Origin of the sequence: Chitinophaga filiformis (genome assembly GCF_900102545.1) — a bacterium.
Classification (GTDB): Bacteria; Bacteroidota; Bacteroidia; order Chitinophagales; family Chitinophagaceae; genus Chitinophaga; species Chitinophaga filiformis.
The window spans coordinates 978,409-997,331 of record NZ_FNBN01000001.1; the positions used below are offsets into that span (position 1 = coordinate 978,409).

13 protein-coding genes are annotated in these 18,923 nt (G+C 45.8%); 6 read left to right on the top strand and 7 right to left on the bottom strand.

The window, feature by feature from the left end:
* Positions 1-8: 8 nt before the first annotated feature.
* The 3 genes from BLR32_RS04030 to BLR32_RS04040 all read right to left on the bottom strand — a co-directional run bounded on the left by BLR32_RS04030 (position 9) and on the right by BLR32_RS04040 (position 5,402).
* Entirely contained in the window at positions 9-3,443 is a 3,435-nt protein-coding gene (locus tag BLR32_RS04030; RefSeq protein ID WP_089828943.1) for a TonB-dependent receptor, read from the bottom strand.
* 165 nt (positions 3,444-3,608) lie between these two features.
* On the bottom strand, positions 3,609-4,691 hold the full coding sequence (locus tag BLR32_RS04035) for a FecR family protein (protein ID WP_089828944.1): 1,083 nt from the start codon (positions 4,689-4,691) through the stop codon (positions 3,609-3,611).
* A 162-nt stretch (positions 4,692-4,853) separates the two neighbouring features.
* Positions 4,854-5,402, bottom strand: coding sequence for an RNA polymerase sigma factor (locus BLR32_RS04040; protein WP_218124148.1), 549 nt, complete (start codon positions 5,400-5,402; stop codon positions 4,854-4,856).
* Positions 5,403-6,730: 1,328 nt separating this feature from the next.
* Between BLR32_RS04040 and BLR32_RS04045 the strand changes: the two genes are divergently transcribed.
* Together BLR32_RS04045 and BLR32_RS04050 are read left to right on the top strand one after the other, a co-directional pair.
* Positions 6,731-7,681: a helix-turn-helix transcriptional regulator gene (locus BLR32_RS04045; protein WP_089828945.1), complete on the top strand. Its 951-nt coding sequence runs from the start codon at positions 6,731-6,733 to the stop codon at positions 7,679-7,681.
* A gap of 216 nt (positions 7,682-7,897) precedes the next feature.
* The gene (locus BLR32_RS04050; RefSeq protein ID WP_089828946.1) at positions 7,898-8,503 is read left to right on the top strand and encodes a GyrI-like domain-containing protein; all 606 of its coding nucleotides are present in this window, start codon (positions 7,898-7,900) and stop codon (positions 8,501-8,503) included.
* Positions 8,504-8,516: 13 nt separating this feature from the next.
* On the opposite strand, the gene rnc is transcribed toward BLR32_RS04050, so the two are convergent.
* The 3 genes from rnc to BLR32_RS04065 are packed head-to-tail and all read right to left on the bottom strand — an operon-like array spanning position 8,517 to position 10,758.
* On the bottom strand, positions 8,517-9,239 hold the full coding sequence (rnc, locus tag BLR32_RS04055) for a ribonuclease III (protein ID WP_245705350.1): 723 nt from the start codon (positions 9,237-9,239) through the stop codon (positions 8,517-8,519).
* A gap of 4 nt (positions 9,240-9,243) precedes the next feature.
* The gene (gene fabF, locus BLR32_RS04060) at positions 9,244-10,497 is read right to left on the bottom strand and encodes a beta-ketoacyl-ACP synthase II (protein WP_089828948.1); all 1,254 of its coding nucleotides are present in this window, start codon (positions 10,495-10,497) and stop codon (positions 9,244-9,246) included.
* 24 nt (positions 10,498-10,521) lie between these two features.
* Positions 10,522-10,758 (bottom strand): acyl carrier protein, encoded by a 237-nt coding sequence (locus BLR32_RS04065; RefSeq protein WP_012788038.1) that lies wholly within the window; start codon positions 10,756-10,758, stop codon positions 10,522-10,524.
* 379 nt (positions 10,759-11,137) lie between these two features.
* Between BLR32_RS04065 and BLR32_RS04070 the strand changes: the two genes are divergently transcribed.
* The 3 genes from BLR32_RS04070 (at position 11,138) to BLR32_RS04080 (ending at position 16,738) form a co-directional block, all read left to right on the top strand.
* A complete protein-coding gene (locus BLR32_RS04070; protein ID WP_089828949.1) occupies positions 11,138-12,229 on the top strand; it encodes an efflux RND transporter periplasmic adaptor subunit in 1,092 nt (363 codons plus the stop codon).
* Between the two features lie 67 nt (positions 12,230-12,296).
* Complete coding sequence (locus tag BLR32_RS04075) at positions 12,297-15,410, top strand: efflux RND transporter permease subunit (protein WP_089828950.1); 3,114 nt, start codon at positions 12,297-12,299, stop codon at positions 15,408-15,410.
* A 14-nt stretch (positions 15,411-15,424) separates the two neighbouring features.
* On the top strand, positions 15,425-16,738 hold the full coding sequence (locus tag BLR32_RS04080) for a TolC family protein (RefSeq protein ID WP_089828951.1): 1,314 nt from the start codon (positions 15,425-15,427) through the stop codon (positions 16,736-16,738).
* Between the two features lie 73 nt (positions 16,739-16,811).
* On the opposite strand, the gene BLR32_RS04085 is transcribed toward BLR32_RS04080, so the two are convergent.
* Positions 16,812-17,570: a carboxypeptidase-like regulatory domain-containing protein gene (locus tag BLR32_RS04085; protein ID WP_089828952.1), complete on the bottom strand. Its 759-nt coding sequence runs from the start codon at positions 17,568-17,570 to the stop codon at positions 16,812-16,814.
* A 220-nt stretch (positions 17,571-17,790) separates the two neighbouring features.
* Between BLR32_RS04085 and prs the strand changes: the two genes are divergently transcribed.
* On the top strand, positions 17,791-18,708 hold the full coding sequence (gene prs, locus BLR32_RS04090; RefSeq protein WP_089828953.1) for a ribose-phosphate diphosphokinase: 918 nt from the start codon (positions 17,791-17,793) through the stop codon (positions 18,706-18,708).
* Positions 18,709-18,923 lie beyond the last annotated feature (215 nt).

Consider the following 18,923-nt stretch of genomic DNA (forward strand, 5'->3'; position numbering starts at 1 on the left):
TTAAAAGATCAGAGAGAAAGTTCAAAACCAATATTCACAAATTTGCTCTGCGGATAGGTGAGACCGTTATCATCCACAATCTCAGCATCGATACCGATGCCGCTCATATTGTCAATAGAGAACAGATTGTAAGCATTTACATAGAAACGGGCTCTTTCTATTTTCACGCGGCTAAGCAGATTCTTAGGGATTGTATACCCTAACTCGATTGTTCTGGCACGCAGGTATTTTACATTGACAAGCCAGAAATCGGAGTTCCTTCCAAAGCTGCTGTGATCTCCGTTATTGAAGCGAAGTGCAGGATATTTTCCAGCTATCCAGCGACTGTTCTTATCCAGCGGATTCTCTCTGTGCCAGCGGTCTTCATAGAGGTCCAGCAACAGGTTACCACCATTCTGGTAAGGGTTACGCATCTCCCAGTTACGATTGAAAGAATAACCGCTGCCACCTGAAAAGTCGATACGCGCATCGAAACCATTCCATGCTGCGGCGAAGTTCAGACCAAAGTTCACAATAGGATTCCTGCCAGTACCATAACCGATAGGACGCTGATCGTAATCATTAATCACACCATCATTATTAAGGTCTTTATAGATCAGATCTCCCGGCAGTAATGTTTTGTTGCCGGCGCCATCTATATTCACAGGGTACTTGTTGATCTGTTCCTGCGACTGGAACTGTCCCTGTACCTCATATCCCCAGAAGGTATTGCTGAACCTTTCCTGTACTGAGTTGCGGTAATGATCCCATGAATTGTTGTAAACCGGCTTGTAAGTGTGCAGTGATTTTGCTCTTGCATAGGAGACGTTACCACCTATGTTTAAGTTCACTTTCTGGATTTTGGTAGACCAGGCAACGGAACCTTCTATACCTGCTACCTGATCGCTGTTCACGTTTTCAGAAGGCAGGGAATAGCCGAGTTCACTGGGTACCAGGATGTCATATTTTGCGCCTAGCAATCCCGTTCTTTTTCTGTTAAAGACATCTACCGCACCGGTGATCTTACCGTCAAGTAAACCGTAGTCAAGGCCTATGTCCAGCGTTTTGCTCACAAACCATGAAATGTTTTTGATAGGCACGCCTTTGTTGCTGGAACCAATTACAGCATTTCCATCCAGTATAACGGTAGAGGCGTTGTAGTTATAACCTGCCAGGTAGTCGTACGCGCCAATACCTACATCATCATCACCCAGCTTTCCATAAGAAGCACGGAGTTTCAGTTCACTCACTACTTTTTTGCTAACGAAGCTGAAGAATTTCTCTTCGCTCAGGCGCCATCCGCCAGAGATAGCCGGGAAGGTACCCCATCTTTTATCTGGTGAAAATTTCCACGAAGCATCCCTGCGTGCAGACACTTCCAGGTAATATTTGCCTGCATAGTTATAGTTCACACGACCGATATATCCGAGACGGGCTTCTGTTCCATCAGCATCATTATAAGTATCCATTGTGGAGAAATAGATCAGTGGCAGCTGATTGGTAGTAGGCACCGAGTGTACATAATTGCTCAGGTCTCTTCTTTTAATACGCTCTGCCACCAAAGTAGCGCCAACAGTATGCTGTCCGAATACTTTATTGTAATTGAGCTGTACCTGGATATTAGGTGTAAGGATAGTCCTGTTACGCCTTTCTCTGTACGGGTTGGAGCTACCGCCGGTTGCATTATAGGAGCTATCTACCGGATTGTAAGTATATACTTTATAGGTATACTCATGTCCGTTCATAATTTCATTGGCATAGTAGTAGGAGAACAATCCTTTCGCTGTCAGGCCCTCCAGCGGGAACTGGTATTCAGCGGTCAGGTTGGATTGTAATACACGCCAGTCGCTGCGCCAGTAGCCGGACAACTTCTTATTCTGTACAGCCCATTGCTCTGTATTGTGACCGATGTCATTGGGATACTCGGGATTATCATTGGCGTAAGCACGTTCAGTAGGCCTGTTACGGAGTATAGCAAAACGGGCAGCCCAATAGTCATCCACACCTGGTACACCTGGCTGGTCGCGTGTTTCCACGCGTCCGTTGATCTGTGCACCGATCTTAAAACGATCAGATACGCGGGCTTCTATATTGCTTTGTACGTTGGTACGTTCGAATGTGAATTCCCTACCCAGTACAGAGTTCTGTTTCAGGTGGGTAGCGGATACGTAGTAGTTGATCCTTTCAGAACCACCGGTAAAATTGAGGTTCATCTGTGTAAGGGGGGAGTTGCCTTTTACAATGAACTTATACCAGTCAAAGTTCTTATAACCGGTTTCTGTACCCTGTTTCCATTTGTCCAGCTCCGCCTGTGTGATGGATGTCTGGCCATACTGGTTCATGTCAGCATCAGCCTTGCCTACCATCCACTGGTAAGCATTGGTGGTTTTGGGGAAGCGGGTCCAGTTCTGCCATCCTTTGTAAACGTTTACGTTGATGGTGTTACGACTACCCAGTTTACCGCGTTTCGTAGTTACCACAACCACCCCGTTTGCAGCACGCAAACCATAGATAGCGGCGGAAGCATCTTTCAGCACAGTGATGCTCTCAATGTCGTTGGGAGCAATGTTATTGAACTGACCTTCATCCTGCTGAATACCATCTATTACATACAGCGGGTTGCCCATGTTCCTGATCTGTATGGAAGCGCTGGCGCCGGGACGGCCATCAGAAAAGCGGAAGGATACGCCGGCTATTTTACCGGCCAATCCTGCGCTGACAGTGGAGCCAGCATGTATACCATTTAAGTCTCTACTCGTAACAGAGGCAACAGCGCCTGTCAGGGATTCTTTTTTCTGTGCACCGTAACCAACGATCACCACATCACTCAGCGATGTGGACGATGCTTCCAGCACGGCATTCACATTATCCTTACCATTGATCTCGATCTCTTTGCTGGCAAAACCTACATAAGTAAATAGCAGGATACCACTCAAAGCCGGTACATTGAAGGCATAGCTACCAGTACCGTCTGTTGTGGCGCCGGTAGAAGTACCTTTTAATTTTACGCTGACGCCGGGCAGGGGCTGACCTTTATCGTCAGTTACCTTACCGCTGATCCTTACGGGCTGCATCTGTGTACCCGGATCTGTGGAAGGTGCGCGTAATCGATTAAGTACAATCTGACGACCAGACACGTGGTACTGTAGTTGCAATGGTGAAAGTAAGCCGTTCAGGATGTTGCCTAAAGCTTCATTGTCGGCCACTACATCCACCTTGCGGTCTGATTGGATCAGTGAAGAACTGTAAAGGAATTTAACGTCGACCAGTTTTTCTATCTGGCTCAGGACCTTGCCGATTGGCTGTTGTTTCAGTTCCAGGGAAATTTTCTGCTGTAGTATTTCCTGGGCGCTGCTGCTTCCGGCAAAGGTGAGGGTGGTAAACAGCACTGCAACCAGCAGTTGAGAGGCACATGTACGCGTAACGTGAAAGATTAAATCACGGATTCGTAATCTTTTTTTCATAACTTGGATTGTGTTCCTTAATAATATGGGAAATAGAAGGGCTGTCTTATCCCAGTGGAGCGGGCATAAGGCAACGTGAAATCAGTCATAGCCAGTGGTACGGCCATACCGCTGGCTATTTTCATTAAGTACTAGTGTTCATTTTTTAAGATTCTGGTTTAGTTTTCAATAACGATGACATCCTTTCGCCGAGAGGGTTATGTCATTCCCCTTAATAATACAGTCAGCCTCCAGCGCCTTACAGATCAGGCGCATCTTTTCATATAATGGTTCATCTGTCAGCGAAGCCGTCAGCCTGCAATCAGCCAGTAATGCCCTGTCATAGGCGATATGCACACCATAGGCGTTTTCAATAGTACTCATCACACTATCTACCGGGGCATCATTGAATACGAACGAATAAGTGGTTGCTTCCGGTGCTTCCTGGTCTATGTGATGCTGTTCTGGCAATTGTACCGATACGGCAAGTGTATTTCTCTGCAATATGGCCTGCTGATTGGCTGAAACGTTTGATACTACCTTACTCCCCAATGGTTGTACAGAGAGCGCTATTTTACCTGTCTTCACGTACACCTGCACCAGGCTATCCTTATCATATGCCTTTACATGAAAGCTGGTGCCCAGTACATTGATCACCATTTCATTGGCATATACGACGAAGGGTTGCAGTGTATTCCGGGATACTTCGAAAAATGCTGCTCCGGTAAGATAAACCTCACGTTTACAGTTGTTGGTCGCACATACCGGGTAACTGATCCTGGCGCCGGGCTCTAATACCACTGAACTTCCGTCGGGCAATCTTACTGTCCTGACAGTACTTTCCTCATTTACTTCTTCTATGCGTCTATTGCCATCGAGCTTTGCTTCTTTCAGCAAACGGGTGTACGCGACTGCCGTTTCCTTCTCCGGGCGCATCCACCAGAGGGCTGCACCAGCCATGATACATACTGCCGCCGCGGCCCAATACCAGTAGGTAAAACGGCTTTTTTTTACAGGCGCCATTCCGGTAGTGTCCATCTGGCTCCTGATCTGATCCCACATCTGCTGCTGGTCCTGCGCTTTCAGTTGAAAGGGAGGTAGCTGTGCAGCTGCCAGAATGATGGTCCTTGCCTGTAATATCAGCTCCTGTTTACCAGGATACTGTTTAATCACCTGTTCCCAATGAGCGCCATCCCTGCCTTCCTTTACCCAAGCCACAAAAGAATCGTCACAGACAAAATCTGCGGTATCGTATGCTGAATAATCCATAGCATTAAGTGCCTTTCCGACAGTATTTATAATGATAAAGGCGGGAAGCTTTCGTTTTAACTCACTTCTCCTGAAAAAAATTTATTCTTTTTTTGCCAGGCAGAGATCTGGTATTGCAGAATGGTCAGTAAACCGCCAGCTGTGAATAAGGTATGCACAGGGTTACTTCCATCCTTCACGGAGTTTAACAATGGCGCGTTGTACGAGGTTTCTCACAGATTGTTCATTGATCTGCAGGATGCCTGCGATTTCTTCCCAGCTGAAGTTATCGTAAAAACGTAGGCGGATCACTTCCTGCTGCCGTTCAGGCAGGCGGGCCATCAGTTGCTGCAGCCGTTGCAGCAGCAACAGGTATTCTTCTGTTTTTATTTTGAGCTCTTCGATGGATTCTGTTTGTAACGGTGTGGTGGAAGGTATGGGTTTGATATCGGCCATCCGGTGCAGGCGGCGGCGTAGAGAGCGGAAAAGATAATATTTAATGGAGCTGGTGTCGGAGAGGTTATGTCGTGTACGCCAGAGGTCAGCAAACAGGTCCTGCATGGCATCCTGTACCAGGGCGGCGTCGGGAACAAGGTGATAGCCATAGTTGTACAGTGTGCCTGCGTATCGCTGGTACATTTCACTGAATGCTTCTGTGTCTCCTTGTTTAAAAGCTATCCATAGCTCGTGGTCCGCTATGGATGCATGGTTGATATTTTCGGACCCCGCCAATTTACCTCGTTTAAAGTACAACAGTTCAAACTATTGCATCTAAAGTACAAGCTATAAAATTTAAATGACAAGGGGTAGAAAATAAAAAGGGGCCTGATGAAAATCAGGCCCTCCCCAAATTAACCATTAAAAAACTCATTTGAATTTTGCTGTATCAAAAATAGGATGAATCCGTGTTTCAACTGTTAATCGTAAGTTAATGATTTTAAATAATTTGGGTTGGGCAAATGCGTTAGTTGCAGGGTAAATACAACTGCTGCATTCCGACCTACTCTATGAGATCCGTCTGGGATGCGTCTGGTATACGTCCGGTATACCTTGGGTATAAAGCGTACTACCAATACGGCGATCATTTGTTTTAACAGCACCCCGAACGGAATGGTATACCCCCCGCACCGGCATTTACAACCAATACCATTAACAAAACATAATAGGACTCCGGTAGGAGTTCCATTGTTTGTAGCGCGGGGTGATAGCCCCGGGAAAACGTGTTTGTAGCGCGGGGTGATAGCCCCGGGAAAACGTTTGTAACGCGGATGCCATTCCCGGGAAACGGGTTGGTTTCAATCCGGCACCGGCATTTACAACAAATACCATTAACAAAACATAATAGGACTCCGGTAGGAGTCCCATTGTTTGTAGCGCGGGGTGATAGCCCCGGGAAAACGTGTTTGTAGCGCGGGGTGATAGCCCCGGGAAAACGTGTTTGTAGCGTGGGGTGATAACCCCGGGAAAACGGAATGATGATAACCCCCGGGAAACGTATTCGTAACGCGGGGTGATAACCGGGCGCAACGGAATGGTTCCCCAGGCCCCAAAACATTCTGATATTATTTTAACACAATACCCCTATTCGAACAAGCGTCGAATTAGCGTCGAAGACGTGTCGAATTAGCGTCGAAGAAGCGCCGGCGTTAATCTGGTATAAAAAAGATATAAAAAGCCCCAAAATGAGACATCACTGATGTTATTTTAACCCAAAAGACTGAGAGAACAAGGAGAGATAAAGCAGAGAAGACGGAGAGAATAAGCAGAGAAGATTCAAACCGGTTAAAGAGTGCGAGAAACCATGTAGGTCAGATCCGTGGGAAAAAACAGGCCCCCGCAAGAAATTGCAGGGGCTTACCATTTAACCTATATTCTGTACTGTAGCATCAAATTCTTTAAATATTTTCCAGGGACCTTCACATTTTACTCATTCTGTTATCACTTAGATCATCCTCGAAAATGTCGCCCTCAAATATTTGTTGTATCTAAGACTGGGTATTATAACCGAAGTTTAATCGGTGTTCGGATTTTTTTTCATTTTTATTCTAACTTGCCGTCATATGAACAGGATCGACCGTCTTTCCGCCATTCTTATCCAGCTACAGGGCAAGAAAGTGGTGCGTGCCGCTGAAATAGCGGAACGCTTCGATATCAGCCTCCGTACGGTATACAGGGACGTCAGAGCGCTCCAGGAAGCTGGTGTGCCTGTAGGTGCGGAAGCGGGTACCGGCTATTACCTGGTGGAAGGGTATCACCTGCCTCCTGTTATGTTCAGCCGGGAAGAGGCCGCTGCATTGCTAACGGGTGAGAAACTGATGGCCAATCTGAGCGACCGTTCCAACAGGAAGGAATTCAGTAACGCCATGCAGAAGATAAAGGCGGTATTAAGAGGCAGTGAGAAAGACTTCCTGGAATCGCTGGAAGACAATATTGCGGTGGTGAGCCGCCGGCCACCCGTAGGAGAAGAGTTCCCCAACCGCTTTCTTTCCGATATTCAATACTCCCTGGGCAAACAGCAGATCCTTCAGCTGGATTATTTCGCCCTCCATAATGAAACACTCACCAAACGGGATGTAGAACCCATTGGTATCATTTTCATGAGTGGTAACTGGTACCTGATTGCCTGGTGCCGACTGCGGCATGGGTACCGGAATTTCAGAATGGACCGTATCAAGAATGTCACTGTTTCCACAGAGCCATATGACAGGACCCGGCATATCACCCTCAAAGAATATATAGACAAATATGCCGAATACGATACCCAACCCTATGAGGTGAAAGTGCGTTTCCCCGCATCATTTGCCCGCCGCATAGGCGAGCAGTTTTATTATGGCCTGGTTGAAGAACGGGCTGTGGGAGAATGCACCGAAATGACCTTCATGGCGCCCTGCCTGGAATGGTTTGGCCGCTGGCTGTTGACATGGGGTTCAGCGCCTGAGATCGTTGCGCCTCAGGAACTTGTAGAAAAAATGCAGGTACTGGCCCTGGAAATAAAACAACATTATTTATAACCCCGTTTTTCGCTCCTGACATAAGGCTGTCACTTCCCCCATTTTTCTTTGTATCAGTAAAATAACTCTTTACTGATGAAATTACATCTATGGTGCCACTGGTTATTGTTGATCATTGGTAGCGTGCACCAGTTCACGCTGTCTGAGAAGACGTGTGTTATAACGCATAAGATTAAACGCAATACTAACAACCCATGTTATACTAAAACAATGTCTATGTCAAAAACAGATCTAACCAGGATACACAAGGAACTTTACACGGCACAGGCTACGCCGGCGCTCATCTTTGTACCTGCCGGCCATTACATCAGCATCAGCGGTAAAGGCGATCCTAACGGTCCTTTGTTTGCAGACAGTACGCAGGCGCTATATACTGCTGCCTACAGTATTAAAAATGTATACAAACAATCGGGACAGGATTTTACTGTCAGCAAACTGGAGGGTACCTGGTGGGTGAACTCCGACAGTCACAATCCTGTAGCAGAAGTGCCCAGAGAGGAATGGCACTGGCAATTGCTGATCCGCATGCCTGATTATGTAGTGAGTGCAGTTGTACAGCAAACATTGAAGGCGGCTTTTCTGAAGAAACAATTACCCCTGCTGCAGCAGGTCACACTTTCTGCGCTGGCAGAAGGCAGATGTGTACAGATCATGCATAAAGGACCTTATTCCGAAGAACCGGCCACATTACAACTGATGGAAAATTTTATCAGGAAAGAAGGACTGATAAGGAATGGCAGGCATCATGAGATCTATCTCTCAGATCCGCGTAAGACAGCGCCAGACAGGATGAAGACGATCCTGCGGCAACCCGTGAAGTAAGTAACGAAGCTGATTATTTTTCGCCGAGACCTAACAGTTCAATGGCCTGCTGGGCAGCTATCTGGCTGGCGTCCTTTTTATTGAAGGCTTTGCCGCTGCAGATCAGTTCACCATCTACTACAGCGCCGACAGTGAATATGCGGCGACCGTTATCCATTTGCTCTTCCAGCAGGTCAAATTCCAGGGTCTTACCATGTTTATTGGCCCATCCGTACAATTTGTTCTTATGGTTCATCTCTACATTTTCCAGTTGCTCCAGGTCAATGTAGGGAACAATAAGACGTTGATGTACGAATTGTTTGGTCCTGTTGTACCCTTTATCCAGGTATACAGCACCTACCAATGCTTCAAGGGTATTACCAAAGATCTGACTGATCTTCAGGAAGCTGTTGTATTTATCGTAGATAGTCAGTTTACGCAGACCCATTTTGATAGCAATATCATTGAGCTGCTGACGGTTAACGATCTTAGACCGCATTTCGGTCAGGTAACCTTCTGTTTTGTAAGGATACTTTTTGAAGAGGTAGTCGCCAATGATAGCGCCAAGTATTGCGTCGCCAAGATATTCCAGGCGTTCATTACTTTCCAGGAATTTCTCCTTACTGGACCGGTGACTAAGCGCCACCTCATACAATGAGAAATTACCCGGAGCAAACCCCAGCAAATTGTAAAGGTCCTTGTAAAGGCCCCTTTTTTTAGGAACGAATCGATATAAAAATCCTGGCAGTAATTTCACACAATCAAGCAACAAATTTTTTGAAAATAACTGATGCATTATGGCCACCAAATCCGAAGGTGTTACTCAATGCAGCGTTGATTTCTCTACGTTGTGCGACGTTAAAGGTAAAATTTAATTTGGGATCCAGTTCTGGATCTTTTGTAAAATGGTTGATGGTAGGAGGTACGATACCGTGTATTATAGACATGATTGCTGCGATGGACTCGATTGCTCCTGCAGCACCTAACAGGTGCCCGGTCATGGATTTTGTGGAACTGATGTTCATATTATAAGCATGTTCTCCAAAAACCTGTTGTATCGCTTTCACTTCGGCTACGTCACCGAGCGGTGTGGAAGTTCCGTGCACATTAATATAGTCAATATCATGGGGTTGCAATCCCGCATCCGCTAAAGCTAACCGCATTACATTCATGGCACCTAATCCTTCCGGATGTGGTGCTGTAAGGTGATAAGCGTCTGCAGTTGCACCACCTCCGGCCAATTCAGCGTAAATTTTAGCACCTCTTGCCGTCGCATGTTCATAGGATTCTAACACCAGTCCTCCGGCGCCTTCTCCCATGACAAAGCCATCTCTGTCAAGATCAAAAGGACGGGAAGCTGTTGTTGGGTCATCGTTTCTCTCGGAAAGGGCTTTCATGGCATTAAACCCGCCTATACAGGCTTCGTTAATAACATTTTCTGATCCACCGGTGATCATTACATCTGCTTTGCCATACTGTATATACAGCATTGCCTCAATAATAGCATTGGTGGCAGAAGCGCAGGCAGAAACTACTGAGAAGTTAGGGCCTCTGAAGCCATGACGGATGGAAATGTGCCCGGCTGCAATGTCGAGAATTAACCGTGGGATCAGGAAAGGACTGAAACGGGGAGTTCCATCCCCCTGACCAAATTCTTTCATTTCCTGACAAAAGTTGATCATACCCCCAATACCGGAAGCCCAGATCACCCCAACTCTGTCTACATTAACAGTATTGCGGTCAATCCCGGCATCTTGTACGGCCTGGTCAGCAGCTATAACGGCTGTCTGCGTAAAAGGATCCATCTTGCGGGCATCCTTTTTATCCAGGAAATTGGTAGCGTCAAAGTTCTTCAGTTCGCAAGCAAAACGGGTCTTGAACTTGGCAGCATCAAAAAGTGTAATAGGGCCGGCACCGGATACACCGTCCGTCAATCCCTTCCAGAAATCGGAAACTGAATTGCCGAGCGGTGTAAGTGCGCCTAAACCTGTAACGACTACTCGTCTTGGTTGCATTAAAACAAATCTGATTAAGTAGGATTATTTCACATGTTCTTCCAGGTAGGCAACTGCCTGGCCAACAGTAGTAATAGTTTCAGCTTGTTCGTCAGGAATGGAGATGTTGAATTCTTTTTCGAATTCCATGATCAGTTCTACCGTATCCAAAGAGTCAGCGCCCAGGTCGTTGGTAAAGCTGGCTTCAGGAGTTACCTCGGCTTCGTCAACGCCCAATTTGTCAATAATGATCTTTTTAACTCTTGATGCAATGTCTGACATAATTTTAAGTGTTTTTGGTTTAAAACTTGAGTGCAAAAATATAATTTTTATTGAATTGACAAGAACGCACACAAATTTTACGTCATATACTTTAGTTGTAGGCCAATGAAACAACGGCCCAATAAGGGTTTCAGGCATTATTATTAATACCGGCAATGGGGCGTTTCCTGTCGAAAAGCCACCAAAAAGGGGTTTCAGCCCCCATATATATGGGTTATTGTGAACAGGGAAAGATAATTGCCACTCAACAGCCAAATCAGCCACCTATATACCGGAAAAATGCAATTAACTTTAATTAACACTGTAACTTCCCTAGCAGCAATCCCATTTATTAAATTTGCCCGGATTTATCCCTTCTATATTAACACAATACAAGCACATGGCTGGCAATAAGAAGATCCTGAAAACGGTTTTATTTTTAATAGTAGCTGCTGTCGTTATCGGTTTTATCATAACGAAAGCAACTGCTCCGGGGAAAAAAGCAGAAAAAACACCTGATAAAGCTGCTGCTGGTGGTAAAGGCGCTGGCGCCAAAAACCTCCTGGTAGACGCTTATGTGATTAAACCCACCTCTCTGAATGAAACCATTGAAGCGAGCGGTACCCTGCAGAGTAATGAAGAAGTACAGGTACAGGCAGAGATCACCGGCCGTGTTACAGGTCTCTTTTTTAAAGAAGGTACTCAGGTTACCAAAGGTACCCTGCTGGTAAAAATTTATGACGAAGACCTGAAAGCACAGTTGCAAAAACTGGAACTACAGCGTCAACTGGCTAAAACAACCCTTGAAAGACAGGAGAACCTCTTAAAAATCAATGGTATCAGCCGTCAGGATGTAGACGTAACCCGCAACCAGGTAAGTGCCTACGGCGCCGATATTGAGTATACACGTACCCAGTTACAGAAAACTGAACTGCGGGCGCCGTTTTCCGGCAGACTCGGTCTCAGGAACGTTAGCCTTGGCGCTATTGTAACACCTACTACTATTATTACTACCCTGCAGCAGCTGGATCCGCTGAAAGTGGATTTCTCTGTTCCGGAAAAATACCGTACCGCCATCACACAGGGAGACCAGGTGGATTTTAAGGTAGCCGGAGATCAGCAAACATATAAAGGCCATATCTATGCTATCGATCCTAAGATCGATCTTTCTACCCGTACTATTAAAATAAGGGCCCTTGTGCCTAATGCCGGTAAATTACTTCCCGGCGCTTTCGCGCGCGTACTGATCTCACTGAAAAATATGCCTGATGCCATCATGATACCTACACAGGCCGTTATTCCAGGCACACGCGATAAAAAAGTAGCTATCGCTGACAGCGGAAAAGCGAAATTTGTAATAGTAGAAACAGGTATCCGAAATGCGGACAATGTACAGGTTACCAGCGGACTCAACGCAGGTGATACTGTTATTACAAGTGGTATTATGCAGCTCAGACCAGGAATGGTGCTTAAGTACAACGAGATTAAATAGACAGTTCTACTAATAATAATAACAACGCGTCTGCGGTCATCGTCTGCAGACCTTTAAATATACTTTAATGAGTCTCCCTTCGCTATCGCTTAAACGTCCCGTATTCGCTATCGTGATGAATATCATCATTGTGATATTCGGCGTAGTGGGATTCAACTTCCTGGGGGTAAGGGATTTTCCCGCCATTGATCCTCCTATCGTGAACGTGCGTACCTCTTATGCAGGCGCCAACTCTGATATCATCGAAACACAGATCACCGAACCATTGGAGAAATCTATCAATGGTATAGCCGGTATCAAGAATATCTCCTCATCCAGCAGCCAGGGTTCCAGTAACATTACCGTCGAGTTTGAACTGGGTATAGACCTTGAGGCCGCTGCCAACGACGTGCGCGACAAAGTATCACAGGCACTCCGTAACCTGCCGCCAGATATTGACGCGCCACCTGTAGTATCAAAAGAAGACGCTAACTCTGATTATATACTGTCAATGACAGTGCAGAGCAATGTGCGCAATCAGCTGGAAATCACTGAATACGCCAACAACGTATTGCTGGAAAGACTGCAGACTATTCCCGGCGTTAGCTCCATCCGTATCCTGGGGGAAAAGAAATTTGCTATGCGCCTCTGGATGGACCCTGCCCGCCTGTCGGCATATAGTCTCACTCCTACAGATGTACAGGCTGCCCTCGCCAAAGAAAACGTAGAACTGCCTTCCGGTAAGATTGCCGGTAATGCTACCGAACTGACTGTACGTACTTTTGGCCGTTTAAATACAGAAGATGATTTTAATAACCTCATCATCAAAAATGAGAATGGTAATGTAATCCACTTCCGTGATGTAGGACAAGCAGTACTCGGCCCGGAAAACGAGGAAACGATCCTTAAAGAGTCCGGCGTTCCAATGATCGCGCTTGCTTTAACACCTCAGCCGGGCTCTAACTATGTGGCTATAACGGATGAGTTCTATAAACGTTATGAGCAACTGAAGAAAGACCTTCCTGATGATCTTGTTACCAACATTGCTATCGACAATACCAAGTTTATCCGTAAGTCTATTGAAGAGGTGGAAGAGACTTTGATTGTGGCGCTGGTGCTTGTGATCATTATTATATACCTCTTCTTCCGTGACTGGCTCATGGCCTTCCGTCCGCTGGTGGATATTCCGGTATCCCTCATTGCGGCGTTCTTCATCATGTATCTCTGCGGCTTTACCATAAATATCCTGACACTATTAGCCATCGTACTCGCTACAGGGTTGGTGGTAGATGATGGTATTGTGGTCACGGAGAATATCTACAAAAAGATAGAGGCCGGGATGCCGCGCATGAAAGCTGCAAAGGAAGGTTCAGAAGAGATCTTCTTTGCGGTAATAGCAACATCCATCACACTGGCATTCGTATTCCTGCCGATTGTATTCCTGCAGGGATTTGTGGGTAGATTATTCCGGGAATTCGGGATTGTGGTAGCAGGCGCGGTATTAGTCTCTGCCTTTGTATCCCTGACGCTGACGCCGGTACTGAACGTAAAACTGGGTCGTAAAACACATAAACACTCCTGGTTTTATGAGAAAACAGAGCCTTTCTTCACAGGCATGGAATCAGGCTATCAGCGGGCATTGGAAGCCTTCATGGGTATACGCTGGATAGCCACCCTGATCATACTTGCCTGCGTTGCGCTCATCTACATTATATTTAAAATTCTGCCGTCAGAGCTGGCGCCTATAGAAGACCGCAGCCAGTTCCGACTGTCCATTTCAGCTCCGGAAGGCACTTCCTATGATTATATGGAAAACTACATGGATGGCCTTACGCAATTCATGGTAGATTCTATTCCGGAGAAAAAGATCCTCATGACGGTTACTGCTCCCGGCTTTGGCGGCGGTGGTTCTGTCAACTCGGGCTTTGCGAACGTAGTGCTTACAGAGCCAAACGAACGCCAGCGTTCACAAAAACAGATCGTGAACATGGTGAACCGTAACATGTTCCGATTCCCGGAAGGTAAAGTATTTGCCATCGAACAACAGACTATCCAGGTAGGACGCCGTGGTGGTTTACCTGTTGCATTCGTATTACAGCATATCAACTTTGACAGCCTGTCGTCAGCCTTACCACAATTCCTGGAAGAAGCTAACAACGATCCGACCTTTGCAGCTGTTGACGTGGATCTGAAATTCAACAAGCCTGAATTACGTATCCAGATCAACCGTGCTAAAGCAAGTGAACTAGGCGTATCTGTAGATGACATTTCACAAACCTTACAGCTGGCATTGAGTAACCTGCGTTATGGTTACTTCATACGTAATGGCAAACAATACCAGGTAATGGGGCAGGTATACCGTGGCGCCCGCGATAAACCAACCGACCTTCAGAATATCTACGTGCGTAACAGCCGTGGTGAGGCCATCCAGCTGGATAACGTCGTGACGATTGAAGAAGAGACAAGTCCTCCTATTATTTATCACTTCAACCGTTATAAATCCGCTACGATTTCAGCGAGCCTTGCCCCAGGTAAGACCATCGGTGATGGTATCAAAGCTATGTATGACATCTATGGCCGTCTGAAGGATAAAGGTGTACTGAATGATAACTACGTATATGCATTGGCTGGTTCTTCCCGTGACTATGCAGAAAGTGGTTCCAACACCATGTTTGCATTGATCCTGGCGCTGGTGCTGATCTATCTTGTACTGGCCGCACAGTTTGAAAGCTGGGTCGATCCGTTGATCATCATGATAACAGTACCACTGGCATTTGCAGGAGCGTTGCTCTCCCTGTGGATATTCGGTCAGACCTGGAATATCTTCTCACAGATCGGTGTAATTATGCTGATAGGTCTCGTTACAAAGAACGGTATCCTGATCGTGGAATTTGCGAATCACAAACGCGATGAGGGATACACTAAAGCCAGGGCAGCGATCGAGGCTTCTGCCATGCGTCTGCGTCCGATTCTGATGACCAGTCTGGCGATGGCGCTTGGTGCATTGCCTATTGCCATGTCACTGGGAGCTGCCGCTACAAGCCGTATCCCATTGGGTATCGTGATCGTGGGAGGTATCGTATTCTCCCTGATCCTGACATTATTTGTAATACCGGCCATGTATACTTTCTTATCCAGGCGGAAACCTGTATCTGATAAATTTGAAGAAGAAGAAGCGGAGCCTGCTTCAGTGCATGCATAAACATCAGCAATTAAATGAAACGTACACTTCTATATTTCTCTTTATTACTGGGCACCGCTGTACATGCACAGCAGGTGCTCACGCCTGAACAGGCGATAGACCTGGCATTAAAGAATAACTACGATATCCGTCTGGCAAAAAATGATGCGGCCATTACTGCTAACGATTATGCTTATGCTAATCTGGCTTTTGCTCCCCGTGTGAATGGTACTGCCAATAAGGTATGGAACAGCACACGGACCAAACAGGAATTTGCCAATGGCACTAAGCGTGATACCAGTGGTATCCACTCCAGCACCTTTAGCGCGAATGTAAGCCTGGCATGGACTTTATTCGACGGGTTAAAGATGTTTGCTACAAGGCAGAAACTTGAATCGCTCCGTGATCTTGGTGAACTGGCGGTAAAAGACCAGGTGATCAACACCGTAGCTAATATCATTGCCGGCTACTATAATGTCGTACAGCAAAAGCAGCAACTGCGTAATCTTTCAGAACAACTGTCCATATCAGAAGAAAGGGTTAAACTATCTGATGCTAAATTCCAGACAGGACTCGGGCCTAAAACAGACTGGCTGCAGTCAAAAGTTGATTACAACGCATTGAAAGCATCTTATCTGCGTCAGCAAACGCTGATAGAACAAAGCAAGGCATCATTGAATCAGCTGATGGCTGTAGATGCCGGCAATACGCAATATGATGTGCTGGATACTATTCCGCTGAATATGGAGCTATCCTACGGCGGATTAAAACAGGAAGCACTGCAAAAGAACACCGGCCTGATGGTGGCACAACAAAACCTCCGGGTATCCCAGTTGCAGCTGAAAGAGAGTAAAGGAGATTATTTCCCGGTGATAAATTTCAACTCTGCCTATAACTATTCAAGGGTCAATTCCAACGCGGCTACGAACTCATTCAGCCCTGTATATAACCAGAATGGCGTGCTTAGCTATGGATTCTCTGCTACTATCCCCATTTTCAATGGTCTGAATGTTAAAAGGCAGGTGAATGCGGCTAAACTGAACGTAGGTTACCAGCAACTGACACTGGAAAATACACGCACCCTGGTGGACCTGTCGCTGACCACTGCCTTCAAGGATTACGAGTATTACAAAACGGCCCTTACACTGGAAGATGAAAATCTGGGACTGGCGAGAGAAAACGTCATGGTAGCCATGGAACGTTTCAGGCAGGGAGTAAGCACCGTGATAGAAATGAAGGAAGCACAGCAAAGCCTGGAAGATGCTTATAACAGATTGATCAACGCACGATATAATGTTAAACTTGCGGAAACACAGTTGTTGAGACTGAACGGCTCGCTGGTAAAATAACAACAGACGATAAAATAAAAAGGGTCCGTTTGATGAAACGGACCCTTTTTATTTTATCGTAAATAATGGTTAATTACTGCTGTTCTTCCTTCTTTGCCGGCATATTGGCTTTATCCTGCTGGTAATGCTTGAAGCTCTCTTTTATGAACAACATCAGGTCATATTCTGTGGCCTCCTGGAGGAACTGATAACCCGGTCTATATCGTAGCATAAAAGTATCCAGCTCATCTCCACTCAGCTTTGTCATTCTCTCCACTAATTCCGGATTATAGCGGTTGTCAATGAACTTTTCTTTTTCCCAGTATACCAGCTGTTCCTGGAAATGTTCTTTACGTTTACGCGCCTTACTGGGTACCAGGTAGGTGAGTGCCGTAATCGGATTGGAAGGAAGTGTCTTTAACACATCCATTGCACCCGGTTTATGATAGTTGAAATATTTACCATATTCCTCACGGGTGGCGAGTGAGTCACGCTTATAGTCCTTTCCCACTACTGTTACCTGTCCCAGGCCAATCACCTGACGGGTAAGATAAACATTAATGAACATGGAAGTGGTGGGAACTGTAAGGCTCTTTTTATAATAGCTCAGAATTGAAAACTCAAGTGTATCGCCCGGCATTGCGTCAATGGAAAAACGGCCGCTTTCATTACTGATGGTCCCGCTCCGGGTAGCTTTATTAATAATTGTAACCCCCGGCAATCCTGTTCTGGCATCTGCATCTGCCACCATACCTGATACCCTCACCTGCGCGTTGGCATGCTGCAGAAAGAATAACAGGTACAAAAACAGTGCTCCGATGCATCCGGAAAGTTGTATAAATCGTCTAGGCATCGCTCAAATTTAGTTTTCCCAGCGCAAATGAAAAGTTAAAAAATAGTTCCCCGTCGACAGACTACAGTCCAGAATTTGTGGAAAACAAGCATTAAACTTAGGATTTTTATTTCTAATAACTCAACAGTTCATGCTAAACGGCAAATAAGTTTCCCGTTACTGCCCTGATAATCTGTATATAAAAACTATATTATTATCTTTATTCCTTATTTCGAAGAGTATGCCTCACAGGATCTTATTTGCAACGCAGCGTTATCAGTATCTGAAAGACAGGTTATTATCCCTTGTTCCTGAATGGGAAGAGGGCTTGCTGGACATCCAGGATTTTCCGGATGGGGAGCATTATCACCGGATAACAAGTAATGTTGCAAACAAGGAAGTCATCCTGGTGGGTGGTACCATCGACGACAAGGAAACATTAGAACTTTTTGACATTGCTCATGGTTGCATCCAGGAGGGAGCATGCTCAATTAATATTGTGATCCCGTTTTTTGGCTATTCCACAATGGAACGAGCTGTTAAAAAAGGAGAGATCGTAAAAGCCAAAACCCGGGCTTTGTTGTTCTCCGCTTTGCCTCCTACCAGTTCGGGTAATAAAGTGCTGATGATGGACCTGCATGTGGACGGCATTACCTACTACTTTGAGAGTGCTATTCGTCCGGTGCATTTATACGGCAAGGACCTGGTAAAGGAAGCGGCTATGGAAATAGCAGGGGGCCGTCCATTTGTGCTGGCCAGTACAGATGCAGGTCGCGCAAAATGGGTGGAATCGCTGGCGAATGACCTGCATGTATCTGCAGCTTTCGTTTTCAAAAAACGCCTCTCAGGAGAAGAAACACATATTACAGCAATCAGTGCAGATGTACAGGATAAACTGGTGATCATTTATGATGATATGATCCGCACAGGAGGCTCGCTGTTACACGCTGCAGAAGCATACCTGCAGGCAGGTGCGTGTGAAATAGCTGTTATTACTACACATGGTATTTTTGCAGGTAATGGTTTTGAGAAGATCAAAAAAAGCGGCATTATAAAAAAAGTTGTTTGTACAGATACGCACCCCAATGCGCTTGCTATTAACGATGAACTGCTCGTAATTAAATCAGTAGATAAGATCATTGCAGATTACTTCAATTAGCAATACTCAATGTTAGCCCTGTTTATAGAGTATGCCGTTGGCAAGGTGTTTGATATACAACGCAATAGAAGGGATTGCTGTTGAGGCGGAAACCATTGCCAGGGTGCATTATACTAATATGGGGAATGACAAAATATCACAGTTACTGTCGCATCCTCACTTCAGATCAAATAAGCAACCAGAGTACAACTACGCAGGAATGTCCGTACACTTAA

Excerpts from the sequence above, each read along its gene's own strand:
- BLR32_RS04030 (WP_089828943.1), bottom strand. The coding sequence starts at position 3,443 with ATGAAAAAAAGATTACGAATCCGTGATTTAATCTTTCACGTTACGCGT.
- BLR32_RS04035 (WP_089828944.1), bottom strand. The coding sequence starts at position 4,691 with ATGGATTATTCAGCATACGATACCGCAGATTTTGTCTGTGACGATTCT.
- BLR32_RS04045 (WP_089828945.1), top strand. The coding sequence starts at position 6,731 with ATGAACAGGATCGACCGTCTTTCCGCCATTCTTATCCAGCTACAGGGC.
- BLR32_RS04050 (WP_089828946.1), top strand. The coding sequence starts at position 7,898 with ATGTCAAAAACAGATCTAACCAGGATACACAAGGAACTTTACACGGCA.
- fabF (WP_089828948.1), bottom strand. The coding sequence starts at position 10,497 with ATGCAACCAAGACGAGTAGTCGTTACAGGTTTAGGCGCACTTACACCG.
- BLR32_RS04065 (WP_012788038.1), bottom strand. The coding sequence starts at position 10,758 with ATGTCAGACATTGCATCAAGAGTTAAAAAGATCATTATTGACAAATTG.
- BLR32_RS04070 (WP_089828949.1), top strand. The coding sequence starts at position 11,138 with ATGGCTGGCAATAAGAAGATCCTGAAAACGGTTTTATTTTTAATAGTA.
- BLR32_RS04075 (WP_089828950.1), top strand. The coding sequence starts at position 12,297 with ATGAGTCTCCCTTCGCTATCGCTTAAACGTCCCGTATTCGCTATCGTG.
- BLR32_RS04080 (WP_089828951.1), top strand. The coding sequence starts at position 15,425 with ATGAAACGTACACTTCTATATTTCTCTTTATTACTGGGCACCGCTGTA.
- BLR32_RS04085 (WP_089828952.1), bottom strand. The coding sequence starts at position 17,570 with ATGCCTAGACGATTTATACAACTTTCCGGATGCATCGGAGCACTGTTT.
- prs (WP_089828953.1), top strand. The coding sequence starts at position 17,791 with ATGCCTCACAGGATCTTATTTGCAACGCAGCGTTATCAGTATCTGAAA.